The sequence below is a fragment of the Candidatus Babeliales bacterium genome (assembly GCA_035944115.1).
Classification (GTDB): Bacteria; Babelota; Babeliae; order Babelales; family Vermiphilaceae; genus DASZBJ01.
The window spans coordinates 44,748-70,137 of the sequence record DASZBJ010000049.1 but is presented as its reverse complement, the minus strand read 5'-3'; the positions used below and the strand labels follow the sequence as shown (position 1 = coordinate 70,137).

Annotated in this window: 23 protein-coding genes; 7 read left to right on the top strand and 16 right to left on the bottom strand. The window is 38.4% G+C overall.

Annotation, left to right across the window (positions count from 1 at the left end; translation table 11 throughout):
* Positions 1-93: 93 nt before the first annotated feature.
* Together VGT41_06290 and VGT41_06285 are read right to left on the bottom strand one after the other, a co-directional pair.
* Positions 94-1,332: a hypothetical protein gene (locus tag VGT41_06290; GenBank protein HEV2601870.1), complete on the bottom strand. Its 1,239-nt coding sequence runs from the start codon at positions 1,330-1,332 to the stop codon at positions 94-96.
* A gap of 267 nt (positions 1,333-1,599) precedes the next feature.
* Positions 1,600-1,977 (bottom strand): hypothetical protein, encoded by a 378-nt coding sequence (locus tag VGT41_06285; GenBank protein HEV2601869.1) that lies wholly within the window; start codon positions 1,975-1,977, stop codon positions 1,600-1,602.
* Between the two features lie 700 nt (positions 1,978-2,677).
* Here VGT41_06285 and ftsW point away from each other — a divergent pair.
* Positions 2,678-3,796 (top strand): putative lipid II flippase FtsW, encoded by a 1,119-nt coding sequence (gene ftsW / locus VGT41_06280; GenBank protein HEV2601868.1) that lies wholly within the window; start codon positions 2,678-2,680, stop codon positions 3,794-3,796.
* 58 nt (positions 3,797-3,854) lie between these two features.
* On the opposite strand, the gene VGT41_06275 is transcribed toward ftsW, so the two are convergent.
* The 5 genes from VGT41_06275 to VGT41_06255 all read right to left on the bottom strand — a co-directional run bounded on the left by VGT41_06275 (position 3,855) and on the right by VGT41_06255 (position 7,845).
* Positions 3,855-4,574, bottom strand: coding sequence for a hypothetical protein (locus VGT41_06275; protein HEV2601867.1), 720 nt, complete (start codon positions 4,572-4,574; stop codon positions 3,855-3,857).
* A gap of 91 nt (positions 4,575-4,665) precedes the next feature.
* Positions 4,666-5,274: a hypothetical protein gene (locus tag VGT41_06270; protein HEV2601866.1), complete on the bottom strand. Its 609-nt coding sequence runs from the start codon at positions 5,272-5,274 to the stop codon at positions 4,666-4,668.
* Between the two features lie 170 nt (positions 5,275-5,444).
* Entirely contained in the window at positions 5,445-6,257 is an 813-nt protein-coding gene (locus VGT41_06265) for a hypothetical protein (protein ID HEV2601865.1), read from the bottom strand.
* A gap of 62 nt (positions 6,258-6,319) precedes the next feature.
* Positions 6,320-7,051, bottom strand: a complete 732-nt coding sequence (locus tag VGT41_06260; protein HEV2601864.1) for a hypothetical protein — start codon at positions 7,049-7,051, stop codon at positions 6,320-6,322.
* Positions 7,051-7,845, bottom strand: coding sequence for a hypothetical protein (locus tag VGT41_06255; protein HEV2601863.1), 795 nt, complete (start codon positions 7,843-7,845; stop codon positions 7,051-7,053). Before VGT41_06255 ends, VGT41_06260 begins: the two co-directional genes overlap by 1 nt.
* Positions 7,846-8,055: 210 nt before the next feature.
* On the opposite strand from VGT41_06255, the gene thyX reads away from it, so the two are divergent.
* From thyX to VGT41_06240, 3 genes are all read left to right on the top strand, one after another.
* On the top strand, positions 8,056-8,778 hold the full coding sequence (gene thyX / locus VGT41_06250) for an FAD-dependent thymidylate synthase (protein ID HEV2601862.1): 723 nt from the start codon (positions 8,056-8,058) through the stop codon (positions 8,776-8,778).
* A 732-nt stretch (positions 8,779-9,510) separates the two neighbouring features.
* The gene (locus VGT41_06245; GenBank protein ID HEV2601861.1) at positions 9,511-11,259 is read left to right on the top strand and encodes an ABC transporter ATP-binding protein; all 1,749 of its coding nucleotides are present in this window, start codon (positions 9,511-9,513) and stop codon (positions 11,257-11,259) included.
* A 136-nt stretch (positions 11,260-11,395) separates the two neighbouring features.
* Entirely contained in the window at positions 11,396-12,481 is a 1,086-nt protein-coding gene (locus VGT41_06240) for a hypothetical protein (GenBank protein HEV2601860.1), read from the top strand.
* 68 nt (positions 12,482-12,549) lie between these two features.
* Here VGT41_06240 and VGT41_06235 read toward each other — a convergent pair whose 3' ends face one another.
* The 7 genes from VGT41_06235 to VGT41_06205 all read right to left on the bottom strand — a co-directional run bounded on the left by VGT41_06235 (position 12,550) and on the right by VGT41_06205 (position 19,157).
* Complete coding sequence (locus VGT41_06235) at positions 12,550-14,073, bottom strand: leucyl aminopeptidase (GenBank protein HEV2601859.1); 1,524 nt, start codon at positions 14,071-14,073, stop codon at positions 12,550-12,552.
* 84 nt (positions 14,074-14,157) lie between these two features.
* Positions 14,158-14,508: a hypothetical protein gene (locus VGT41_06230; protein ID HEV2601858.1), complete on the bottom strand. Its 351-nt coding sequence runs from the start codon at positions 14,506-14,508 to the stop codon at positions 14,158-14,160.
* Between the two features lie 17 nt (positions 14,509-14,525).
* Positions 14,526-14,891: a hypothetical protein gene (locus tag VGT41_06225; GenBank protein HEV2601857.1), complete on the bottom strand. Its 366-nt coding sequence runs from the start codon at positions 14,889-14,891 to the stop codon at positions 14,526-14,528.
* 146 nt (positions 14,892-15,037) lie between these two features.
* The gene (locus VGT41_06220) at positions 15,038-16,054 is read right to left on the bottom strand and encodes an alpha/beta hydrolase (protein ID HEV2601856.1); all 1,017 of its coding nucleotides are present in this window, start codon (positions 16,052-16,054) and stop codon (positions 15,038-15,040) included.
* A 75-nt stretch (positions 16,055-16,129) separates the two neighbouring features.
* Complete coding sequence (locus VGT41_06215) at positions 16,130-16,741, bottom strand: thioredoxin family protein (GenBank protein HEV2601855.1); 612 nt, start codon at positions 16,739-16,741, stop codon at positions 16,130-16,132.
* A gap of 22 nt (positions 16,742-16,763) precedes the next feature.
* Positions 16,764-17,876 carry an alpha/beta hydrolase gene (locus tag VGT41_06210; protein ID HEV2601854.1) on the bottom strand — a complete coding sequence of 371 codons (1,113 nt, stop codon included), beginning with the start codon at positions 17,874-17,876 and terminating at the stop codon, positions 16,764-16,766.
* Between the two features lie 159 nt (positions 17,877-18,035).
* On the bottom strand, positions 18,036-19,157 hold the full coding sequence (locus VGT41_06205) for an FAD-dependent oxidoreductase (GenBank protein ID HEV2601853.1): 1,122 nt from the start codon (positions 19,155-19,157) through the stop codon (positions 18,036-18,038).
* A 137-nt stretch (positions 19,158-19,294) separates the two neighbouring features.
* On the opposite strand from VGT41_06205, the gene VGT41_06200 reads away from it, so the two are divergent.
* Positions 19,295-21,790: an AAA family ATPase gene (locus VGT41_06200; GenBank protein HEV2601852.1), complete on the top strand. Its 2,496-nt coding sequence runs from the start codon at positions 19,295-19,297 to the stop codon at positions 21,788-21,790.
* A gap of 230 nt (positions 21,791-22,020) precedes the next feature.
* Positions 22,021-22,842, top strand: coding sequence for a hypothetical protein (locus VGT41_06195; GenBank protein HEV2601851.1), 822 nt, complete (start codon positions 22,021-22,023; stop codon positions 22,840-22,842).
* A 78-nt stretch (positions 22,843-22,920) separates the two neighbouring features.
* Here the strand turns inward: VGT41_06195 and VGT41_06190 are convergent, their stop codons facing one another.
* Together VGT41_06190 and VGT41_06185 are read right to left on the bottom strand one after the other, a co-directional pair.
* Positions 22,921-23,367, bottom strand: a complete 447-nt coding sequence (locus VGT41_06190) for an RpiB/LacA/LacB family sugar-phosphate isomerase (GenBank protein ID HEV2601850.1) — start codon at positions 23,365-23,367, stop codon at positions 22,921-22,923.
* Between the two features lie 21 nt (positions 23,368-23,388).
* A complete protein-coding gene (locus VGT41_06185) occupies positions 23,389-24,033 on the bottom strand; it encodes a hypothetical protein (GenBank protein HEV2601849.1) in 645 nt (214 codons plus the stop codon).
* A 103-nt stretch (positions 24,034-24,136) separates the two neighbouring features.
* Between VGT41_06185 and VGT41_06180 the strand changes: the two genes are divergently transcribed.
* Positions 24,137-25,378, top strand: coding sequence for an FtsX-like permease family protein (locus tag VGT41_06180; protein HEV2601848.1), 1,242 nt, complete (start codon positions 24,137-24,139; stop codon positions 25,376-25,378).
* Positions 25,379-25,390: the final 12 nt, after the last annotated feature.

Below are 25,390 nucleotides of genomic sequence, written 5' to 3'. Positions count from 1 at the left end.
GGAAAATTGTGAGAGTAATAATCCCACAATTTTCCCGACATCAAACGAAAAAGAAAATATGCTTCTGTACGTACTACACCAATACTATATCAATTACTTCAGCCGTTTCATCGCTGTATCTTTTTGATCTCTTTCTTGTTTAAGCTTTAACTTGCGTGCTGTTTTTATGTTGTTATCTAAAAAACGAAACGGATTTGCTTGATTCATCCAGGCCTTTCTAATGTTTCGTATTCTCTCTTGTCTCGCATTAGTTATTGCTTTTTGAATTTCATCTGATCGGCCATATTTTCCTGCCTGCAAATTAATACTGCTTATGCACGCCGCAATGCTTGAAAACTCACAGCTCATTTTACTCATTTCCCAGCTAAGCATTTCAACTTTGTCTATCAAATGTCCTGTTTCTTCTGCTTTTTGGAACCTCCGATACTGCTCTAAGTATGCAAGATTATGCCTCGCATTTTTTGCTATTAAACGTTGCATACCCTTTTTTCCTATTGGCCGCATGTTATATTCTGACGCCGAACCAAATGTTTTTTCAGTATCACCATCTTCGGATGATGAAGGTGATATGGCAGGCAAAGAAAAAGGCGGTTTAAACTTTTTTAATGGCACTAATGGTGGCGTGTTATGCTCTCGATCAATCTGTGATTCAGAATTTTTGGGTTCAGATTCATCATCTTCTTTTTCATCAGGTAGTGACAGTGGAGACGGGAATCGAGATGCACGGGCTGCTGTTTGCTTTAATGGTTTAGGTGGAGCATCGTAAGCCTCACTCGCATCATAATCAAAACCCCCTTCCATTGGACATGCCACCTGAAAAGCTTGTTCATATTCTTTTAATCCATCATATTGCTCATTCTCACTATCAATATTCCCTGTTTTTACAGCATTCAGCGCAACTGGTTTTGTTTTTTCATAATATTCACTCAACTGTGGTTCATCAATCCGTAATGCTGTGGTTCCATCTGGCTGTAACGATTGCTGAATAGATACATTCTCAAGACCGCACGTTATCATAGCCATGTATGCTTCATATCTTTGCTTACTTTGCATAACCAAATTTTTTGCATCCACATCCCTAAGCCCAAACATTCGTAATAATGCTGACCGCGTTATCGTGCTAAGATCGGCTCTCGGCACATGACATGTTTTTCTCTCGCTACGACATGTGCACTCACCCATAGCACACCGAAATTGCTGTAACGCTGCATAGTACTCAGTGTGTAACTGCCCGCCTATTGATGTAAGGTACACAGCATTATTATTTTCTGCCGCAGCACTCATATCAAAACAAAATACCAAACATACAATATATATCAGTTTTTTGCGCATAATGACCCTTTATTGCTTAATAAATTTTTACATTGAAATGAAGATACCACAAAACCCTAATTACACCGACAATAATTTATTTTCTATTTTTACATATGTAAAATAATAGCAGCACAACCAGCACACTTCTTACAAAAAACCTATGGGTTTTTACACTATGTATCAGATCAACGCAATGATGATTACGCCAAACTTTTGTTATCTTAAGAGTAACTACTTACTTCGTCAACGCCCCACTGCATGATATTTCAAAATCTATAAATGCGACTATTCTTTTTGTTTTGATCCCGATTTCTCTTGCTGTAGCACTGTTTTTACAGGCGTTAGAACAGTTGTTTCTTGCTGCTGATTTCCCTGCATTCGCGCAAGATAATTTTGCTCAGAACAACTTAATTCATCTCCAGAATAATCGGATCCCCTGCCCATTGGTGTGTGATTTCTTTGCCCTGGAGGGGTTTTTATAGGTCTAAAAAGATTGCGATTAACTAATGATATACGATGCGCTGTATACCTTGCCCAAGAAAACTGTTCAACAGCTCTTTGCCAATCAAATTCCAACATAACCTTTTCTTGTTCATCCGCAGCCGCTAAAAATAGATTGCATCCCATACAAAAAATATAAAAACCATATCTGATTCGATTCATAGTTACTCTCCGTCCTTTCGTCTACACTTTTTCCTTGCTACACCATTTCATTTCGCTTTTTTAGAGTTATCAAGAACGTTGAGCTTCGTCGGCCAAGCTACCAGACTTTGCTTTGGCATTATATTCTATTAGGGCAACTATATAAAAAAACAGCTGATAAGTTCAATAGTTTTTATATACAATTTTATATATCACTACATAATTTAACCTGATTTCAGCATAACGGCTTTGATAACTATTGTGTCGCGTCCTGATCGGACGCACGAATTCTGGATTGCTACGCTTTGCTCACAATGACGGTAAGTAATGCCTGATGTTCTGCTGTATATGGCAGCAGTGTGAGATAGTTGTGTCAAAGGAGCTTATTGGAAAAATAAAACTATGAACTATAGATAAAATAGTATTAGCACGGTTGGCGTTCTCCTGCAGTCATGGCGCCTGTCCGGCGGAGTCTTAACGAAGGCGGAAGAGAGCCTTGGCGAACGTCACCATCCAGAAATAAATGCGTCCAATGTGGACGCGACGTTGTTATAAATACTTTGAAAGACGGCTAGATCGAACTCGCGTTAATTTAAGATCACCTACTCAACAGCGCCCATGACAACTAATTTTTTTTCGCGCTCTAAATCATTGACCCTACGAGCGCAACTACGTTACTCTCTAAAAAAATTCCATTATTAGATGTTAGGTATATCGATTTATGAAACTGCATAAAAAAAACATATCTTCTGATCTTTTTTTATTTATGGGAATCATTACCACGCTCATCGTCTGTGGCCTACTATTTATTTATTCTTCAAGTTCCATTTACGCACTTGAACGATTTGGCGTTGCACACTACTTTTTAAAAAAACAATGTATTGGATTAATGATAGGTCTCTGTGCGTTACTGGTTGCGTATTGCATTCCAGTTAAAATTATTCATGCCACAACGCCACTACTCTTTTTAAGCTCACTACTCCTTTCTGCTCTGACTATGATCCCTTTTTTAACCCACCGTATTAATGGGTCCAGCCGTTGGCTTTCGTTAGGAGGATTCACCTTTCAGCCCAGTGAACTTTTAAAGGTTACGTTCATAGTATATGTTGCATATCTGATTGAAAAAAAACAGTACACCACTCATTCATTTATGCATAGCTACCTACCTTTTCTAATCATTCTGGGTGTTACCAATATCATTCTGCTGAAACAACCCGATTTTGGCCTGGCCGTCACCCTTACCATAACCACATTTCTTTTACTGTTTATCGCACAATACAGAAACAAAGATCTTTTAATAACCTTTGCCAGCTGCTTACCGATTGTTGCAGCGCTCATCTATTTTAAACCATACCGCCTTGCCCGCGTGCTCACTTTTTTGGACCCTTGGTCTGACCCACAAGGATCGGGGTTTCAGATCATTCAATCACTGATTGCCATCGGTTCTGGAGGATTATGGGGAGTTGGCATATCACATTCAAAACAAAAGTTTTTTTATCTGCCCATGCAACATTCAGACTTTATTTTTGCCATTATTGCAGAAGAGACCGGATTTATTGGGGCGCTGCTCGTTATTATATTATTTATAGCACTGCTCTATCTGGGCATACGTATTGCATCATATACCACCAATCGCTTTGCTCAATTTACCATCCTGGGATTTATAATAATGATCAACTTACAAGCAATGATTAACATTGCCGTAACGCTCGGGCTTGTCCCTACCAAAGGAATCGGGTTACCATTTATCAGCTACGGTAATAGTAGCCTTGTTTGTACTTTGATTATGGTTGGTTTGATTTTGAATATGGCGCAAGATAAGCATAAAGAATACAAATAAAGGCCGATAAGAATCGACCTTTATTATCAAACATCTCTGTATATCTTATATTGAATGATTATTTCTTTATGGTAGTTGTTTTTGGGTTCTTGGCTTCACAAATTTTTCTCAAATTTACAAAATCCTTATTAAATTCTTGCGCATGTTTCGCAACCAGATTATATAAATAGATAACAGCCTGCACAGCCTCTTGTTTCTTCTTAGTGTTATTCAAAATGGAATTAGAGTCTTTATATTTTTGTAATTTATCTGCAAGTTTTTTCTTTAATGGTTCAATTTTTTTGAATGCAGAGATAAAACTTCCTACTCTTCCTTCTATGCTTTTAATATCAATTTTTGCAAAATCGATACTTTTAGAATTCGCATCAATATTCATAACTCCACCTTCTTGATCTCTGCTAATAACAAATTTTTTAATATATCGCGCATATACATCTGTTCTATCAAGATAGAGGCGCTTACTGATATTTTCTATCTCAATAAAATCCGGCATTAATGAATTATCTGTTTTTTTGATATAGTTTGCCATTTCATTTAAAACATTATACCAATGTTTCTTATTCCTTTGATATACAGTATAACTTGTAGAACCTATTGATGTTAACATGTTTTCTTTGTCTCCACCTTTATCCCATACTACTTCGCTAGCGGCCTCTAAGTTTTTTTGTGCATCATTAAAATTAGTAATCGCCTCTTTGCCAAGATATGCCGCGATTACATGCTGACTACTACCTATCAACCCCATCACCACAGCCACATATAAAAATTGTTTCTTCATCTTGTTCTCCTTAAAATAAAAACATTTAAATATATTCCAATAACTTTCATGTAAGTATCCTAAATACGTACGTATTCTTGTTGAGGTAGCCTTACCTCTGTTTGTTATAATCTGTAACAATCTTTTTCATATGATTGTTAATGAACTCTGCAAACGTTATCAAGACCCCTGCTGCTTCTTTTTTCTTTGCACTCGTAAGCCGCGATTTTCTGTAGGTATTTAATGCTTTTAAATCATTCGCAAGCTTCTGAGAATTTGTCGCAATATCTCTGGCGCCTGTCTGAACTATCATTGGCATACCACTGTCATCAATTTGTGCTTTGAATACTCTCATAAGCCGCGTGAGCTCACCTACGTTACCTTGGCGACGTGCTTGTGACATACTCACTGCAATTTGAAACGTTCTATTACTTAAATCCTTCAAATTATTAAATAAAGCGATCAGCTTTTTATCAGAAAGGAAGGTAGTATCTGCATCTCTAATATAATCTCCCAATCCATTCAAAAATCTATCCCATTCATATCGCTTTGTCTTTTGGCCTGGATACATAGAAGCTAATACATCCTTGTCTGACCAAACAATCTGAGATGCTTTGATCATCTCACCGATAACTTGCTCTTTCGTTGCAGCAAATAACTGCCCGGCTGAACCCAGCAGCAATCCTGCCATCAATAACACATATGTATTATTTCGTTTCATTTTCATTCCTTTGTTTATTAGAACCTCAATCGAAGTATTCATATTGCAACTTTAATAATATCAAAAACAATCAATGAAATTCAATGATTGCTGTAAAAAAATAGGGATAGGGCCATAAAACCTGGCCCTATCCCTTGTGTATCATCAATACATTAGCTTTGAAATCGCTATTATCGCTTTAATCTTTGTTGCTGTTGCTGCAATCCTTGCTGCTTTAATCTCTGATTAACCAATATAGTCAGAACCTCCATAAGCTGCTCGTAGTCACCCCTTACTTTCATAATATGGGCGTCAATAGCGAGTGCCAAGGTGATCAAAACTTCTGCCGCCTCTCGTTTTTCCTTGCGAGTGAATGTTGCTCGCTTAACAGTCTCTACGACCTTATCTAATCTATCTCGAATATCCGCAACTGCCTTCTGTTGTACCGTTAAATAGTTGTCCAAACGAGCCCGCATTGTTACCAGAGCATTATTACTTCGATCATCAAATTTCATTTTTTGAGTAATTTTTTCAACTTCCTTTTGACTCAATCTTCCAACCTCATTTACTCCAATCCCGCTTTTTTTGTCTTGTTTATCTACAATCATTGGTTGAATAGCTGTTCGATATATATCAGAAAGATATAAAAAAAGATTTAAACTAATATTTGCCAACTTAGTAAAATCTGGCTCTAATGCCTCATTATTCTTCTTGATGTATTGCGCCACTTGCTCCAAGGTCGTAATCCAACTCTTGTTTCTATTTTCATGCTTTACATCACCAGGTAAACCCATTGATAAAAAGAGATTGCCAACCTTTGGCCCCATCCATGTTATAGTATCAATCTGACGAATGAACTCCTCCGCCTCTGCCTTATTTTTTATTTTATTGCTTTGTGTTGTGCTCGGTTTTTTAAACAATGACATAGCACATAGTTGTTGATTACCGATAGACAATACAAGCCCTATGGCTAACGATACACGCATCACAATAATTTTAATCATTTCTTCTCCTTTTCCTTATTTAAACTATTTTATCGCATACATTCTATTTTTACCTTAATAACTTACCGCGGTTGACCATACTCCCTTACGGAATTCATCAATACTCCATAATCGGTCATAAACTTTGTCACGTGAAGATTGATCCGATCTGCTAACAATATAAGCGCCTCAACCGCCTCTTGCTTACTACTGCTGCGCCATGCAAAGAACTGTGAACGATACTCTTTTAAGATGCTCTCTAGAGCGGTCCTAACACGCATTATCCGTTCTGACTTCTTATCCCCCTTAATGGTTAAATCTTTCACAACGACCTTCATTTGCTGTATCAGAGGCGCTATGCATACTTGCTTATAACTTGGTGGACATGATGCAGAAAAATCCAAATTCATCGCAATTTCATTTGGTGAAGTTGCCATAATACCAATCTGTTCCTTTTTCGGCATTATGATCATAGGAACAACAAAGCGTCTATAGAGCTCAGCCATTTCAACAAACAGATAACGACTTATATGATTCAATTCTTTAAATTGTCCCAATAGGCGGCTATCCACATTTTTAATATATGCACCTATATCATCTAAGATTGCATACCAATCCTTTTCTCTCTGCTTATAATCCAATCCAACCGATAGTAAAAGGTTTCCACGATTCCACACGTCACGCTCTGCCTTTCCTTCAATCAAAGCTTTCGCTTCTGCTCTGTTTGAAGGTACTTTTGCATCAAGATGATAGCTATATCCCATTGCTAATAATCCAATGATCAACATCTTGTGCAATGAACTTATTTTTTCCATCATTTCCCCTCGTTTTTATTTTGTTCTGAATCATCAACTACCTCTTTTATAGGGCGTACTGGTGGTGGCGTCTGTGGACGATTGATCTTTGAGAATAACATGATGATCTGTCGGTAATCAGTGATAAATTTTCTAATATGATCATCAATACGATCTGCTAAATACAGCAAACATTCGACCACATCGCCCCGTTTTTTGTTAATAAACCACGATTTTCTATAATCCTTCAAAACCCATCTTAATTTTGCCCGCATATCGACGATCGCGTCTGATCCAGTAGCAGCTCCCTGTAGCATGGGGGGTTCTATATCCCATTCTTCTCGAAACTCTCTTACGCGACTGGTTACATCTCCAATACGTATTTTTTTGACATCAATTTTTTTAATAATTTCATCATTTTGGACAACAATAATGCCCGATGCTCTTTCTTGTTCACCATATATATGCTGTTGCAGGTACTGACTGTAAACAAACGTCATGCATTCAAACAGCTCATCATTGATACGACGCAGCTCATCAAATTGTGGCTTTAATGCTTTGTCTGCTTTGGTAACATATTGCCCCAACCCATTGAAAACAGTGTTCATAAGCCGCTTTCGCTCTTGATACTCACTGTCACTGGGTAATCCAACTGATAACAACAGATTGCCACGATTCCATATCGTGCTATCTTTTAAAAGCATATGTACTGCTTCATTTAAATTTTTAGGAACTTGCGCGGTGATACAACCACCACTCACCAACAACACACCGACTGCAAACAGTAGGCTTTTTCGATCAAACAATCTCTTCATTACTCCCCCTTATTACAACAATACGAATCAAATAGTTATTCACATAGCAACTACAATAATAATTAAAAACATATAAAAAAATCAATGGATGCATATTTATGCCATACATAATGCATCACAAGACACAATAATTTTGTTTGAAGTTTTACGTAAAATCATGCACAATGAAACCAATTTTACACACCCTATCTCGTTAATAACGGAGCTTTTATGGTAGAAATGCAAGTTAGTCCAGCAGTTTCATGCTGCCCACAACAACCCCAACAACTCGATCCTTTAGGTGATGGTATAAGCTCTTTGGAACTAATCCGTGTATCGGGATCAGATATTGATGTAGTAAATGCAGCACGGGTTTGTTACGGTAAAACGGTACAAACTATGACCGAACAGGATAAAAAGCTGATCAAATATTTAATGCAACATAAACACACCAGCCCGTTTGAACACAACCAACTCTCGTTTCGCGTCAAATGTCCATTATACGTATCACGCCAATGGATGCGTCATAGGATGAACTCATATAACGAAATTAGTTATCGCTATGTTAAAGCAAAAGATGAATTTTATATGCCACAACAATGGCGACATCAGGATCCTCACAACAAACAATCATCTCTAGCCCCATTTGAAAATGCAGAACTGGTTGAGCAATACCAAAAAGTGATTGCGCTTGCAGCCCAGACATATGAAAACTTAATCGAGAATAAAGTATGCCGCGAGTTAGCACGAGGATTACTGCCTATGTGCACCTACACCGAATTTATTTTCACCTGCAATCTACACTCGCTCATGCATTTTTTAGGTTTACGATTGCATGTTGGCGCGCAATACGAAATTCGGCAATACGCACAGGCAATGCTTGAACTTGCTACTCCACATTTTCCCGTATCGCTCGAGGCGTGGAAAGAGGTATATAAACCGGATTTATTATAATTTTTTTGCCATCTAATTTTGTTTTATGGCTTGTCCGACGAAGCTTTAGCGAAGTCGGATTCCTTTTATTTTTCATCCTTTGCTAATTTTTTATGCGCAGTGCGCTTTTGAAAGTTATAGCGCAGTCGATTGTTTTTTTTGACATAATAATTTCGCTTATGAACGGTTGCCGGAAATTTCTTATTTATAGCTTCTTTCTTTTAGCTCTACACTAATATTGCTGTCTAAAAAATAAATTATTTTGAGAACCTATCCAAAAACTAATTCATGATTATTGCAATGGACGGAGATTGTAGGAAGCTCTTGACTCCCGATCGTCTTCACAGTCTGTCCGCCGTAGTTAAACGAAGGCGGAAGCGAATGCGTGGTGATCCAGGCAATTATGCGCCGGCAAGGCGCGACAAATTAGATTATTTTTATTGAATTTACCTAAATATTACTTTATTAACCTGGATCGCCACGCACGCTAATCCTCCTTCGCTAAAGCTACGGCGGACAAGTTGGCGGCTTGCCCGGCGAAGCCGAGCGAAGACGGGTTCGCGAAGACGATCGTGGGTTTCTTGCTTCGATTAGTGTCTAAATATGGCGAATAAATAAGGCAATAATTTTCGGATAAGCTCTTATCTAAAATAACTTGGCAGATATGACACGATATACTAGAGTGGTGGAGCTATGAATAGCGCGATTTGAAGATAGTTTACAAATCCGCAGGTCTTATACAAGGAGCAAATAATGATGAGTAATATGCATGTTATTTCGTTTTTCTGGCGGCACATAAAACCTTACAAATGGTTTTACTCCCTCATGCTTCTTGCCCCAATTGTAAGCAGTTTTTACTCATTTGCTTACAGCTACGCCATAAAAATGTTTTTAGATATAATGGAAGCAAAAAATTTCGTATCATATAGCAGCGTTTCTACTCCAATAATTCTTTTTATCGTTACTCAAATTGTATTAGACCTTGTTTGGCGGATTAGTAACTTTGCTGAATGGAAAGCCGAGCCGTATGTACGCCGTTCAATTATTTTGCAATCATATGATTATGTGCAACATCACTCCTATGCATTTTTTCAAGATAATTTCACCGGTTTTATCACCAGCAAAATAAAAGGCCTTGTCAGCGGATATGATAAATTTTGGGCAGAAATCCATCATGGCTTTTTTGCAAAAGTTCTTAAAATTTTAGTAAATCTCTGTGCTCTTGCCTTTGTAAATATGTATCTTGGCAGTTTTGTTTTAATCTGGGGTGTTATCTATGCGCCCATTATGTTTAGGTTATCAAACGAACTGAATAAATACGCATTTCGAGAAACGGAAAGTAAACACGCTCTTTTTGGACAGATTTCTGATAAAATCTCTAACATCATCTCTCTTTTTTCTTTTTCCGCCCGCAAACGAGAACTGCGCTATTTAGATAATCAGATCTCATATGATTTCATCCCAAAACAGATTCAACTCTATAAATACGCCTTTTTCGTACAGCTTATTGGCGGGCTTTTATATCTGGTTATGTTTGCATTCATTCTCTTTTATATGGTCTATTTACGCATTAATGGATTAATATCAGTCGGTGATTTTGCTTTTGTATTTAGCCTTGCATTGGTTATTGCAGAAGACATTTGGGATATCACCACAGCGCTACAAGATTTTGCACGATCCATGGGAGATATAAAAAGTTGCCTATCGATTTTAATGCTTCCTCATCAAATGACCGATGTCAGCGACGCCCATCCGATCATTGTTACTAACCCAAAAATTGAATTTCACAATGTCTCTTTTTCATATGATGGCACCAAATATGTCATTAAAAATATAAATCTGACCATTCATGCGGGGGAAAAAATAGGAATAGTAGGACGCTCAGGATCGGGTAAATCATCCATTATTAGCTTACTGTTGCGATATTTTAAAAACAATGAGGGGGACATTTTAATAGATAATCAAAATATAAAATATGTTACGCAAGAATCATTACGCAGTATGATTGCAGTGATCCCCCAAGACACGTTACTCTTTCATCGAACCTTGATGGAAAATATCCGTTACGGTAATCCAAGCGCTACCGATGAGGAGGTAATTGCAGCATGCGAACAGGCACATATCCATAAATTCATCATGAGACAACCACAAGGATATAATACTTACGCAGGTGAACGAGGTGTCAAACTTTCTGGCGGCCAACGACAGCGCATCGCTATTGCCCGCGCAATTTTAAAAAATGCACCTATTTTAATTTTAGACGAAGCTACTTCTTCTCTGGATAGTTACACAGAAAGCCTGGTACAGGACAGCCTCAACATTCTCATGGCTGATAAACAAAAAACGGTTATCGCCATTGCTCACCGGCTATCCACATTAAAACACATGGATCGCATTATCGTCCTTGATAAAGGGGCTATCATCGAAGAAGGAACCCATGATCAACTGATTGCACAACCAGATAGTTTGTATAAGAAGCTGTGGGATTACCAAGAAATTTAAAAAGGTGCCCCCTGGTCATTTCCATTTGTCCATACAGCGCACGAGTTAACCCATTCACCTAATGCACCTATTGACAATCTGAATCCCAACACGCTATCATGACCTCATAATTGAAATATATTAAAAGGGATGAGGCATGAAAAAACATATTATATTTTTTGTAAGCATACTCTTGCTACTGCCTGTTTCTACACAGACAGTTTTTTACAATTGTACGGTTTTACGAAATAAAAAGACAGGACAGCGGGTTTTTGCGCTTGCCGATATGCATGTTGATGAGTTGAATATGCGCAAAACACTAAACCAACAAGCAGAACTTCTTGCTGTTATACAAAATCTTAAAGGGCAGGTTCGATGTCTTGTGGAAGATTCAATACAGCAAAAAATAGAAAATATAACCGAGACGATACAAGAAAAAGACCCTGATTTTTTATATGCACTGCAGCAATGTTTTGCAGGTCGCTTTGATAATACTGGTGCTCAAGGTAACAATGAAATAACTAACTTATTTAAAGAATACATTAATATATATCCTGAATTGATTGGTAAACTGCTTAAAGTTTCACCTTTAACATTATTAGAAAAGCATCTCAACGCATTAAATGTACCGTGTAAGAACATAGAAATAAGAGGTGTAATTAATGACTTTAAGTTTAAAAACAAGGATATGCAAGCAACTTACGAAAATTTATCTCATCTTAATGATAAAGAGGGTAAAGGACTGCAGGGGTTATACAGAACCTTTATGGCAAAAACAGTAAATAGTATTAAGAGCTATCGAATTAAGCAACAGCTACTCTATTTTATGTATGACAAGTACCCCGTATTTGATACCTGTTCGATGATAGAGGCATCGACATACATGGTAGACATTGCTGCTATAGATGATATTTACCAACATTTAAACGTACAAAACATTTTTATATGCGCTGGTGGACGCCATACAGAAAAAATTATTGAATTTCTAATATCAACTGGAGATTACAAAGAGATTGCTTTTGTTGGACACGCTATTGACGTACTATTGAAACGATTCCGTAAAGCTCAAGGGTTTGATAACCCAATACTACCATATGGATTTAATGTAAAACAGGCAATTACACCAGAGTTGAAAAAAGCACGGCAGCATGATGAGATGCAGCGTGAGAAAAAGGCATTGCAGTTGCCAGCGTATCGTGAAATGTCGGACGCTGTTAAATCACGCATTAAATCGAAATTATAATATTTTATAAAACGTATCGAGTAGAAGGCGGTAATTAACCGCCTTCTACTCTTAATACTTCACAATCACTATGACTTCTTAACATTCCAATTCATCGCAAGATCCACCAAAAGCCGTACGCCAACTCCAGTTGCAGAATCAAATCGGTAGTAAGAAATATCCGGCACATCAAACGCTGTTCCTGCAATATCCAAATGCACCCATGGGACATCTTCTACAAAGTTCTGTAAAAACAATCCGGCAGTAATTGCTCCTGCGCGGTATCGATTGCTTCCAATGTTACAAATATCGGCAAGAGGATTTTTAATCGCCGCTTTGTAATCATCATGGAACGGTAAACGCCATACACGATCACCAGAACTCTCTGCAGCTGCGGTTACACGTTCGGTAAACTCATCATGCGCACTCATCAAACCGGTATAAAAAGGTCCAAGAGCGTAGGCACACGCGCCAGTCAATGTTGCTAAATCGATCATTGCATCCGGTTTATAATGTTTGACTGCGTAAGAAAGCGCATCTGCTAAAATCAAACGTCCTTCTGCATCAGTATTACGTACTTCAGCTGTTTTACCGTTATAGAACGTAACGATATCACCGGGCATTAATGCCTTACCACTGGGTAAATTTTCAGCTAATGGGGCAATCGCAATCACATTCACGTCAGGCTTTAAAATTGCAAGGGCTTCTATCGCATTGATAACCGCTGCAGCTCCCGCCATGTCATCTTTCATTTTTTCCATATAATCTGCGGGTTTAATACTGAGCCCGCCAGAATCGAAGGTAATACCTTTACCCACAAATGCGATTGTTTCCGCATCTTTTTTGCTGCACGTGTATTCAAGGATAACCAACTTACAATCATTATCTGATCCACGAGACACCCCGGCAAGACCACCCATGCCCATCTGACGCACTTCATTTTCTGAAAATATGGTCAGTTTGAGGCCATGCTTATTTGCAATCGCTTCAGCTTTATTTGCAAGGTGTGTTGGCGTAAGATGTGATGGTGGCATGTCAATCCAATGCCGAGTCTGGTTAACTGATTGTCCAACCACTGCTCCTGCATTCATAGCCTCAACTATTTCTGCATCTGCATGATCAGTTACAAAAACAACTTGCTTTAATGTATCCTGTTTTTGGTCCGCATCAGTTATAAATTCATTAAAATGATATGCAGCGATATAGGTAATAGTAGTCGTATGATACGCAACGGCGTATGCAGTATCATTAAATAATGCTCCATGCGGAAGCTGGAATGCCATCGATGTTGTATTACGCGTTTCTGCTATGCGTACTGCACGACCAACAGCCCTGCGATATGTTTCTATATCAATGGCACCCGTTTTACCCGGCTTGCCAAGACCTATAAAAACAAGATCTACGCTCTGAGATCCATTTTCTCCAGTGACCACACAGGTCGATAACGCTTTACCAGTAAACTTTTTTTTCATCATGAGATCTTGCAGTGCAGAAAAATATTTTTCTGCTATTGGCTGCACATCTTCGTACAAAAAATTTTCCGGTACAAAAACCACTATCGCGTCGACATTTTGTTCAACAATCGATTTGGTATTTTTTATGATAGAAATCATCTATGATCCCTTTCGTAGGTAAAATCGGTAAACATGTCATTAAGTGTAACAAAAAGGGAGTGAAACTGAATCATTAACGTAACATTATGATTTTTGCTCTTCAATGTTACGCTCGCCTAATTGCTTGAGCATCAACTTAAGCTGCAATCTACTGCGCGCAGCCTCTGCTCCGTTGGGCCCCGATTGTACTTTGTGCATATTTCTTAATTTGCCCTCGCTAACTTTGCCCGCCGCTGGGTTAAATGCGCACCAATGTTGCACTTCTGTTTGCAGAGCTTCTCGTTGCAAATTTCTGAGTACGACCTTTGTTTTTTGCGTGTTGTTTGATGCACGAGAACCTTTTGAAGATAATGCTTTTGCAAGATCAGACGCAGGATTTGCTGCAAAAATAGTTCCTGAACTACATACGATCAACAGTAAGTATTTAAATTTCATAGTATATCCTTATAAAACTATAATTTTTGCTCTTCGCCAGCGTTCTTTAGTTCATTTTGTTTATTTCGAGCTTTTAATTTAGATTGTAGCCGATCATGTGCCGCATTCATGCGAGGATTACTCTCGCCTCCTTTATCTCTAAACATTTGCTGTTTCATTGCTTGATTGCTCATGTTTTCTGGATTTACTCCAGCAAGCAATGATCGGTCTTCTCCAAAAGCCTGGTTTTGCAATCTTTTCAATGCTGCTTTTGCATTTTGCGTGTTGCTTGATGCACGAGAACCTTTTTTCGAAGATAATGCTTTTTCAAGATCAGACGCAGGATTTGCTGCAAAAATAGTGCTTGAACTACATATAATCAACAGTAAGTATTTAAATTTCATAATATATCCTTATTGCATGACAGATGATGACACATTTTAACTGCGTACAGTTTAAAGATCATATTCAAATTGTCTATCATGCGATACATTATGTACAGATATAAGATACTCTATTTTTAGAATGCATCTATCATATGAACTGAACACTAATCCCTTATAATCTCACTCTTTTTTTCTTTATACAGCTGTCCCGTCTCGGCTAGATCTAAAAAGCTTCGCACCATATCGGTATACCGTTCGGGGCTATAAAAATAGGAATCAAAATGCTTACTGCCGTTGGTAATCCATAATATTTTGTAGGGGCAAGCCAAATTCGTATAGAGCTCCATCATTGCTGGGACGGGCACTTTTTCATCATTTTTGCACAGGATAAGGAACACAGGAATGGTAATCTGCTTCACCGTCTCCATAGGAGCAAATGACGAAACGGATAATTGAATGGCACCCGAATCATAAGCCGCTGACAATTTCAGTAATTTTTGTATCAGCAGTTGTACTCGAGGCTCGAATGCATGTTTTTCCAATAAGGCCCTACCAGGCATAGCAAAGGTATGTCCAAATAATGATATATGCAGAGTACTTAATCCACGCTTTACAACGTTATCAGAGGAATCAAAGGGACAATCTAAAATCATCGCCTTAAATAAACTCGGATCTTTTGCTTGCGCTTCGATTGCAGCAACCGCTCCCATAGAAACACCATATACATACAACGGTAGATCTTTTACTGCTGCATGATGTTTAATAAATTGCGCTGCTGCAACAACATCATACGCCTCATCTTTACCCAAGGTACACACTTGCCCTTCTCTTTTCTCTCCATGCGCACGGAAATCAAAGGTCATAATATTATACTTCCCGCGAGGAAATATCATGCGCAAGTAAGGCCTCTCTTGCTTATCACTTTTAAAGCCATGACACATTACTATTGTTCCCACAGCATTGGGATATCGAATAAAAAGCCCATTACGCTCAATGGTGAGATGAGAATCTTCCCGTTCTTGTGCATATAAAATTACTTGTTCCGCAACAGCGTTTTGAATAAAATCGGTTGCGGTTGAAACGGTAATTCCATACTGATGCAAGGGTATCTCGCTGTACCCTCCTTGTACAAAAAATACATACAAACTGCAATACAGAAAAAACCGAAGGCGTATCATCATACTTTTCCATGCGATATAAAGATTACTAACTGCTTACAACAATTCATAAATACTATCAAAAAAGCATAATAAGTTCTAAATAGAGAATCCAAAGCCAAAATATCCTCCCGGACGATAACAACAATCACCATAATAACCCCCATAATAATAAGGGGCCACAGACCAATAATATGCTTGTTCGGCTCGTCTTTGTTCTCGCACTTCTCGTTTATATTCTCTGCGATCAGATAGTTGATCACCTATTGTAGTATCAATAAATGTGCGGAGTTCATTCTGTGAAACAAATCCATCTATTTTCCCTACTGTATTATCTTTTTTATGTTTGAATGGCCGACCATCTTCAAAAATCAAAAATGCTGGAAATTGATCGACTCCAAATTGCTGTGCAGTCATAGTTAAATCCAATTTGCTCACATTCGCTCGTATAAAATACAGATCACCTTCTGTATATTCCCATTGACTACTTAATCTATGAAACATATTGCGAGCTGCTTTTAAATCCCGTCTATAATCACCGTCACAACGCAACTCTTTGTTTTCTTCGTAGAAAAAAACAATAGCAAATCGCTGACGCCGCAATTTGCTATATAATTTATTTTCAGAAGATACTTCATGCACACGTGCATCGACACACAATGCAAATAATCCTACTATCGCTACCATTACTGTATATATGTAACCCTTCATCTGTAACCTCCTATTCCCCTATTTACACTTTTCTATGCTCTTCCTGATCTTCTATAATTTCACTCTTTTTTGTTATGTATAAATCACCTGCAACAGCTAAATCTAAAAACCCTCGTACGGTATCCGTATACCGTTCTGGATTATGAAAATATGAACCGAAATGTTTGGTACCATTGGTAAGCCATAGCACTTTATATTCAGAAGCAACGCTCGAATACACTTTAGTAACCGCTTCTATTGGCACTTTTTCATCTTTTTTACAATGAATAAACAATATCGGAATTTTAATTTTTTCAGCACTAATCGCAGGACTAAATGGTGGAACACGCAATGGAATATCACGTGCATCAAGATTCGCTATCGTTTTAAGCAACGCCCGTACAAATGATTGTACATAGGGATGAAATGAATATTTTTCAAGCAACTGTTTACCGGGTACATCAAACTTATATCCGAATAAAGACACTTTTAAATTTTCAAGTCCACGCTTTAAAACATTCATTGATGAATCAAACGGACAATCTAATATCATTGCATGAAACAGTTCTGGTTCTTTTGACTGCGCTTCTATTGCCGCAACAGCTCCCATAGAAAATCCATAGACATAGAGTGGCAAATCTTTTACTGCTGTATGCTGCTTGATAAATTTACCAGCCGCTATCACGTCATACGATTCATCTTTACCAAGCGTACAAAACTGTCCCTTCCGATTCTCACCATGGGCACGAAAATCAAAGCTCATAATGTTATACGCGCCACGAGGAAACAAATTTCTTAAAAATGCTTCATCTTGCTTATCGCACATCAATCCATGGCATAATAAGACGGTAGCCACTGCATCGGGATATCGAACAAAGACACCATTTCGTTGAATTTTATTATGAGAACCATCTTGCTCTTGAGAATACAACACAACATGCTCTACAATTGCATTTTGAATCTGATCGCTTGAGCTAGAAACAATAATACCATGTCCCTCCAATTGCTCCTTTACCACCATCATATCATGATCTTTATGCAAAAAACCTGTTTGAACCGTTACATAGGTCACCACACAAATCGTTAATGCAATAACGACCAGCGCAATCTGCAATTTTTTTTGCTGCTCGGTCAAAAAACGCTGTATATAGTTCATCGCTTCATCTCCCTAAGACTCTCTTTTTATACCTTCTTTACCATACCTCTTATTCTTATAGTATATAAAATATCAGACAATTGTTTCAGATAGCAATACTATTGTTAAAAAATGAAATGAATCAACACAATACAAAGAATCTTGACCAAGCAACTTGTATTATTTTTTGATATTTTTCTGGGCTAATTCTTGTTGCGCAAGTCGTTGGGCGATCGCAGGAGAAAAACCGATATCTTGTAAGAAACTACGAACATCTAACCCTGCTTTAATGCCATCACCATATGAAGTACCCGCCTGACGATATCTATGATCCTCTACCTCTCCTGCGGCAAATATACCTGGCACTGACGTTTGCTTTGTACCACCCTGCGTCAGAATATACCCACTGGTATCTCTGGAAACTATTGATGCAACGAAATCTGAATTAGGGATATGTCCAATAGCAAGGAACATAATGTGCGCTGGTAGATAGGATTCTTCACCTGTTTGGCTATTAACAATCGTCACCCCAGTCATGCGCCCTTTTTCACCAAGCACCTCTTTTACTTGCGATGTATAGATAATTGAAATCTTTGGGTAATCCTTTAACCGACCCTGCATATGCGCTGAAGCCCGCATATGATCTTTGCGAACTATGATAGTCACCTTTTTTTGATGTGCTGAGGATTGTATTGCTTCTTCTATGGCAGAATCTCCTCCGCCTACAACAATCGCTTCTTTATCTTTATTCCCTGGAAGTGGTGCATCACATATTGCACAGGTAGTCACCCCTGATAGCTGCTCTCCAGGAATACCCAGCTTTAGAGGACGTGCGCCAGTTGCAATAACGACTGCCATAGCATGTATCGTAGTCCCACCTTGGGTACGTAATGCATAGGGCCAATCAGAAATATCAATCGATTCTATTGAATCATACTCAAAGACCCCACCTGCAACTTCAACCTGTTTATTAAGTTTTTCTATAATTTCCATGCCTTTAACAGAAAGATCTCCTGGCCAATTGATAACCTCATCAGTGGTCATCAATAAGCCTCCTGGTGTACTTCCAGCAAAAATGATTGTTGGCACATTATCAAGTAATGCGTAATGTGCGGCCGCAAGACCCGCTGGCCCTGAACCGATCACAACGAGGGGCTTAACATTATCTTTTGTAAATATTGCGTTAATATCGAACTCTTTTTTCGATGCACTTACCCGCTGAATGACAACTGCCAAACCCAAAAAGAGCATCAATGCTGGCAATGCAAGTGCTTTATACCAATTTTTTTGTTTAAACATCATACCAATCTCCTCATAATTCAAATTGAGCATTAAATGGTTTTTTTAAAAAATAAATTGAAGAAACCCGAATAATACCGTAAAATAAGCATGTTTATATTTTCCATTATACAAACTTCTATACCAAGGGCAACCTGCACATGAAGATACCTCACTCCTTAAAAATCATTGTTTTTTCCCTTTCTTTTATAATGTTAACAATTCCCACTCATATGCTAGCAAATGTTTCTACCGATGAGCCACAATTAACACAACAAGAGATTGACGCCTATAAAGCATCCCTTGATATGCTGTTTAAACACGAAATCGATATATTAACCGATACACTCAATGTTATTCAGGAGCTACTGCTTGGCCTGAAAAGCAGTATCATACCAAGCGAAAACCAACGAGCGGCACAAGAAAACACCCTCGATCTACAAATGTTTTTAGCCACACTAAAAACCAATCTACCTATCTATGCAGATCCAAACACCCTCGATCAGCTACAGTTTTTCAATCAATCTGCAATAGAACACTTGCTCAAAGCCCTTGCAAACAATAAAGAATTCTCAATCGATATTTTTGACCCAATGACCGTTTGCAAGCGATACACCCCTATCGACTTGTCGCTTGAAGAGCTATTTGAAAAATTTGCTACCACGGTAGAAAATAACAGTAAAAACCTCGCGCGCCTTAAAAAACGATCGAGCGTTGCCGGCCTTACTGACTGGAATAAAAAATATCGTCGCTTTAATGATAAATACATTCAGCCAACGCTTAAATACAACTTACATGGCCTATCGGCATTAACACTGGTAACTGCATTCGCTGCATTATGCGCACGCCTAGAAGTGACATGGGGAGCTGATCAAATAGTTGAAGATCATGAACCGAAAAACATATTGGACTCGAGCCTAGACGCCAATTTCGTCAGAAGATGGTTTGGATATATGCCAAGATATAATACCGCAGGGAACTCTCCTATCAACTCAAAACAACTATTTATGCTTGGCCATATCAGCGATCACATCCGTAACTTTCGATCAGGTTATATGCCCCTTCTTGCAACCTGCATTCCTATTTTAATCGGTTGGAACAAAACACTCGTAAAGCCGGTTACAAAATGGGCAACAAAAGTGATCACCCACTGGCATAACAAATCAATGGGCGGATTCTATGCCCTTAAACAAGATCAAAAAGATGGCTGGATGGTAAACCCACGCGTAGATTTCAGCGGCGTTATCGGAAACTCTGAAGGGGTAATGGAATTCCAAAGCATCGTAAGCTATTTAGAAAACCCTGAACGTTTTGATGGCAGCAGCAACGCGCCGGAAAAAGGTTGGCTCCTTACTGGACCTACACGAACTGGTAAATCATTCTTGGTAGAAGCACTTGCTGGTGAAATTAAGAAAATGTATGAGCGTACGGGTAAAAATCCTGAAAACTTTAAATTTTTCAAGGTACAACCAGAATGGCTTAATTCTGAAGGTAGCTTGAAAGCGCTGATGGTTGAAGCCCGATCATTAGCTCCTTGTATTCTCTTTTTCGATGAAATCGACCTTCTTAATTTACAAAGAACCGGTAACACCGTATTGCTCCACGCATTCCTTGATGCTATGAGCGGTGCATTAGAAGCCGATCCAGACAAAGTGGTTATTATGATCGCTGCAACCAACAGTCCTGAAACTATGGAAAAAGCGCTTAAACAACCAGGTCGACTTGGCAAACGTATTGAATTTGTGTATCCATCATTTACCCACAGAAAACAACACCTACAACGAAAATTACAAGGTATTGCAAATCTCGGTCTGTTTAATATTGAAAAGCTGGCCTATGAAACCGAAGGGCATTCATACGAGTCGCTCAACACTATTATAAAACGGGCATCGTTTACCGCCTTGGTACGCAATGAACCGCTGAGTCAATATCATCTAGAGCAAAGCTTTGATAAAGATGTACGCAACATCATCCCTGTTGATGATTTAGAACTACCCGATGACGAACGACACATCATTGGCTTGCGTCAAGCTGGTCACGCGCTATCTATGATCCTGCTTGCATCAAAGAACATTCTCAGCAAGGTGATCACCAAACCATATCTTGCAGAGCTTAAAGAGGTGCTTGTATGGGATCAATATAAAAAGAATATTGCCCCAACTCAGAAAAGAAAATATGGAAAAGTGTTTAGCTATCACACAAAAGATACGCGTAACATAAATAGTTATGAAGAACGTATCAAAGAGTGCAAAATAGCACTTGGTGGACGTGCCGCTGAAAAGCTGTTACTCGGAAACGCTGGCAACTCATATGATAACGAACAAGAAATATATGCCTACGAAATCGCTCTCGCTTTAGTATCTGACGGGCTTAACATTATGCAATTTTCTGACAAAACAAAACGGGAATATGAACAAAAAGCTCTCGCATTATACAGACAATGTGAGCAAGAAGTGTATGAGCTTTTAGCGCAAAACAAAGACACTTTAGCCATGATTGTAGATAAATTGGTTGAAAGCCAAGAATTAACCCACGAACAACTGACTGAAATAATGGGTATTGCGAAAGAACTTCCCTTGGCACAGGCACAACAGGAAGATAAAGAGCTTCCTATAGCTCAACAGGAAAGCATGGAATCAGTAGCAATAGCGGCTTAATTGACGCACATTTACGAAGAATTTTTACCTTAAAGGGGGCTACTTGCCCCCTTTTTCTATTCTAAGCCCTGCCTAATAATTGCCACTAAATCTTCCTACCCTCTTTATAAACCCTACCACCAGGCACAATTACTACAAATAGAAACAATAGCGTTTGACAGTCTGAATATATAGCTTAAACTGTACTTATGGGTAAGTAATAATAAAAAGACAATCATTAGGGGGACGATATGAAAAATATAACTATAAAAGCTCTTACCGGGCTCTTATTTTTAAATATCTCAGGAACAAGCTTATTCGCCGCGCAAGATGCACCAAGAACAAGCTGGGCTACACGCTTATGCGGATATTTTTCAAGCAAACCAAAACCAGTAATTCCTGTCGACTTTGATCTTTCATTATCTAAAACAGAAATCGTACGCGGTTTAGGGGCAAGCGCAGCCCAATCAGGCTACGATGGATTGGCATTTTTAGGTCGCAACTTCATTAAGAAACCTGTTACAGCCGCTGCAGACGTTGTGGCATATCCTTTCGGTCGATGCATAAGAAAAACATTCGAACCGTCGATAGAACTTTTTGAAGAAAAAATAAAAAAAGCTACTGAAGGCGCTAAAACAGAATTAAAAAAAGCAACAGAAGAAGCTACAACAAAATTAAAAGATACTGCCGCAGACATTACTAAAAAAACGATAGCTCAAGTAGAAGAAAAAGTATTAGGCAAAGAAGATCCAAGACAAGTTCTAGAACAAAAACAACAAGAAGAAGATCAAAAAGATCAATCTGATAATCAACAAGAAAATGCTCCCGCAGCAAACAATCAACAAAAGCCAACAGCATTGCTTCCTCGTGCATTAGCATACTTACATACTGGGGTAAACTTCACTAAATATAAAACCGAAGAAATGTCAAGAAAACTCCGCAGTGGCGCAACAAGATTTGCCATCTGGACAGCCGCTGGTATCACTATCAGCGCAGTAATTGTCATAGGGGCTCGCCATGCAATCAAATCAGGACACTTAACACGACTCATGAAATCGCAAGTGAAAGCATAAACATTTACCAAGTTCAGCAATTAAAAAAGCGGAGAGTTACTCCGCTTTTTTAATATTCATTTTACAACTTATCACACACTACTCGCACTTCATGGCATCAATCATATCAATTCTTTCTTGATACCGACCGCCCAAAAATTGTGTGGCCAGCCATGTTTCAACAATCGATATCAATTGATCTTGCGACACAAACGATGCGGGAATAACCAGCACATTTGCATTGTCATGTGCAACCGCAAGTCTGGCTATTTCATTATTCCATACCAATGCTGCATAAATATGCGGATATCGATTAGCTGCTACCGCCATGCCAACGCCACTGCCACAAATTAATATGCCATGATCTATGCAATTCGTTTTCATTGTGATGCACAATTTTTGTGCAAAGCGGGGGTAATCGGTGCGCTCATCACTATCGGCACCAACATCAATCCATTCAATGTGTTGGTTGCCAATATTCGTCACCGTTTTTAAATACGTTTTATAGGCAACGCCACGATGATCTGCGCCAATAACTATCTTCAAACGCAACTCCTTGTAAGCAGATTAGTTAACGAAACCGTTCTGTTCTAAATCCACTTCCCATACAAGCTGTACCTGTTTTTCAAGCGATCTAAAATGCAAAATTAATCCATCAGTCCCTTCATTAATAATCATCGAATCATCAACTGCTTTTGCATCAAATTTAACGCGATAAGCTGTTTTAAAACGATCATACCGTTTGCCAAAAAATAGGCGATATTCCTGCTCCATATCAATCGCTTTAATTTCAACCGGCTCAAAATAATCATCCCCTACTTGTAAAAACAGCGTCCAAAGGCTGTCTATTTCACCAAGTACATCGTTATAAGAGCTGAGAACATAGAACACAATATAATGCTGGTTTTCCGCAAGCTGTCTGCGTAACACCGCCTGCTTTTTTTCTTCAGATTTGCCATGATGCACTGCATATAAATCTGCATATGCTATACGTACTGCATCAGAAAGCCATAAAACATTAAAATCTCCTTTTGTCGCAAATTGATCATAAACAATCACAGAACGAATATACTGTTCTGGTATCTCTTTATCATAAGAAAGCGTTTTACCCTGGTAAAACACCCCTTTACCCCAATCATAAATGCCACCGCCGCATCCCGGTAAAGAAAATATCATAATAAATAATGTAAGAAGTGATATAGTATGTTTCATCTATTTGCCTCGTTAACGTAAAATAAAAATCAACAGTAGTAGATTAAAAAAAAGCATTCTATTTTACAAGAACAAACTCACAACAGATATCAAGGAGCGCATTATGCATTACATTACTTTCCTGCTTGCATGGCGTTATATACGCGGAGCACAAAAGCAATCTAACATATCAATTATGATAACTATCTGCTTTATTGGGATAACCATTGGCACATTTTCACTAGCACTCATTTTATCTATCATGAACGGCTTTGAAAAAGCAACGCATGAAAAGCTACAGGGGATCAACCCTCAAATTCAGCTCCGTGCATATGGCAACGAATTAAATGTCCCTGAAATTAGCAGTATAATTGATTCTGAATTTCCTGAAGTTGATTGCTATAGCCCAACGATTATCAAACAAGCAATCCTACAAAGCACAACAAAATCTGATGATACAACTCACGTAGTCATGGTAAAAGCAATTGATCCCAAAAGAGATATCCAGACGACTACCATTGCAAGTAAAATAACCCAAAAAAATATACCTACTGACAACCTCAGCGATCTATTACAAAGCAATCAAATTATTATCGGCGAAAAACTTGCACAAGAACTTGATGTCACGCCTGGTGAAGAACTGTTTATTTTGTATGCACCAGTTGATGATTTTAGCAGCAGTAACAAAATAAAGTTTGAACAAAAAGTTGCTATGGTGAGCGGCATATATAGCACCGGCATCGAAGAAGTCGACGCAGGATTAATTATCTGCTCAATCTCTTTTGTTAATACCATCTGGCCAGACGAAGGAGTTTCACAAATAAATATTCAACTCAGAAAAGGAATAGATGAACCTGATACCGTTAATAAATTAAAAAAACGATTTAACCTTGAAGTCTACTCATGGAAAGATCTGTATCCTGCGTTAGTTTCAGCACTACAACTAGAAAAATATGCTATGTTTTTTATCCTCGCGCTCATCACACTCGTTGCAAGCATGAACATCATATCGCTACTTTTTATGCACATCACCCAGAAAAAAACTGATATCGCAATTTTAAAGTCGCTGGGAATGACCGATGGCACAATTGCACAGATATTTATGATGATCGGCTTTATAATTGCATTGCTTGGTTCTATTACCGGACTTACTCTTGCAGCAATAGCCGGTTTACTACTACAACGATATCCGTTTATCACCCTGCCTGATGTATATTATGTTTCTCATTTACCGATTGCTTTAGAAATGCATATTTTTATTCTTGTTTTTTTTATCGCCATTATTTTAAGTTGTATTGCAACATGGATCCCCGTACGCACTACTCGCACTATTGAGATAGCTACCATTTTACGCTTTGATGCATAAAAAAGGTTCTCA

Coding starts and splice junctions, on each gene's coding strand:
- VGT41_06290 (HEV2601870.1), bottom strand. CDS start 1,332: ATGCGCAAAAAACTGATATATATTGTATGTTTGGTATTTTGTTTTGAT.
- VGT41_06285 (HEV2601869.1), bottom strand. CDS start 1,977: ATGAATCGAATCAGATATGGTTTTTATATTTTTTGTATGGGATGCAAT.
- ftsW (HEV2601868.1), top strand. CDS start 2,678: ATGAAACTGCATAAAAAAAACATATCTTCTGATCTTTTTTTATTTATG.
- VGT41_06275 (HEV2601867.1), bottom strand. CDS start 4,574: ATGAAGAAACAATTTTTATATGTGGCTGTGGTGATGGGGTTGATAGGT.
- VGT41_06270 (HEV2601866.1), bottom strand. CDS start 5,274: ATGAAACGAAATAATACATATGTGTTATTGATGGCAGGATTGCTGCTG.
- VGT41_06265 (HEV2601865.1), bottom strand. CDS start 6,257: ATGATTAAAATTATTGTGATGCGTGTATCGTTAGCCATAGGGCTTGTA.
- VGT41_06260 (HEV2601864.1), bottom strand. CDS start 7,051: ATGGAAAAAATAAGTTCATTGCACAAGATGTTGATCATTGGATTATTA.
- VGT41_06255 (HEV2601863.1), bottom strand. CDS start 7,845: ATGAAGAGATTGTTTGATCGAAAAAGCCTACTGTTTGCAGTCGGTGTG.
- thyX (HEV2601862.1), top strand. CDS start 8,056: ATGGTAGAAATGCAAGTTAGTCCAGCAGTTTCATGCTGCCCACAACAA.
- VGT41_06245 (HEV2601861.1), top strand. CDS start 9,511: ATGATGAGTAATATGCATGTTATTTCGTTTTTCTGGCGGCACATAAAA.
- VGT41_06240 (HEV2601860.1), top strand. CDS start 11,396: ATGAAAAAACATATTATATTTTTTGTAAGCATACTCTTGCTACTGCCT.
- VGT41_06235 (HEV2601859.1), bottom strand. CDS start 14,073: ATGATTTCTATCATAAAAAATACCAAATCGATTGTTGAACAAAATGTC.
- VGT41_06230 (HEV2601858.1), bottom strand. CDS start 14,508: ATGAAATTTAAATACTTACTGTTGATCGTATGTAGTTCAGGAACTATT.
- VGT41_06225 (HEV2601857.1), bottom strand. CDS start 14,891: ATGAAATTTAAATACTTACTGTTGATTATATGTAGTTCAAGCACTATT.
- VGT41_06220 (HEV2601856.1), bottom strand. CDS start 16,054: ATGATGATACGCCTTCGGTTTTTTCTGTATTGCAGTTTGTATGTATTT.
- VGT41_06215 (HEV2601855.1), bottom strand. CDS start 16,741: ATGAAGGGTTACATATATACAGTAATGGTAGCGATAGTAGGATTATTT.
- VGT41_06210 (HEV2601854.1), bottom strand. CDS start 17,876: ATGAACTATATACAGCGTTTTTTGACCGAGCAGCAAAAAAAATTGCAG.
- VGT41_06205 (HEV2601853.1), bottom strand. CDS start 19,157: ATGATGTTTAAACAAAAAAATTGGTATAAAGCACTTGCATTGCCAGCA.
- VGT41_06200 (HEV2601852.1), top strand. CDS start 19,295: ATGAAGATACCTCACTCCTTAAAAATCATTGTTTTTTCCCTTTCTTTT.
- VGT41_06195 (HEV2601851.1), top strand. CDS start 22,021: ATGAAAAATATAACTATAAAAGCTCTTACCGGGCTCTTATTTTTAAAT.
- VGT41_06185 (HEV2601849.1), bottom strand. CDS start 24,033: ATGAAACATACTATATCACTTCTTACATTATTTATTATGATATTTTCT.
- VGT41_06180 (HEV2601848.1), top strand. CDS start 24,137: ATGCATTACATTACTTTCCTGCTTGCATGGCGTTATATACGCGGAGCA.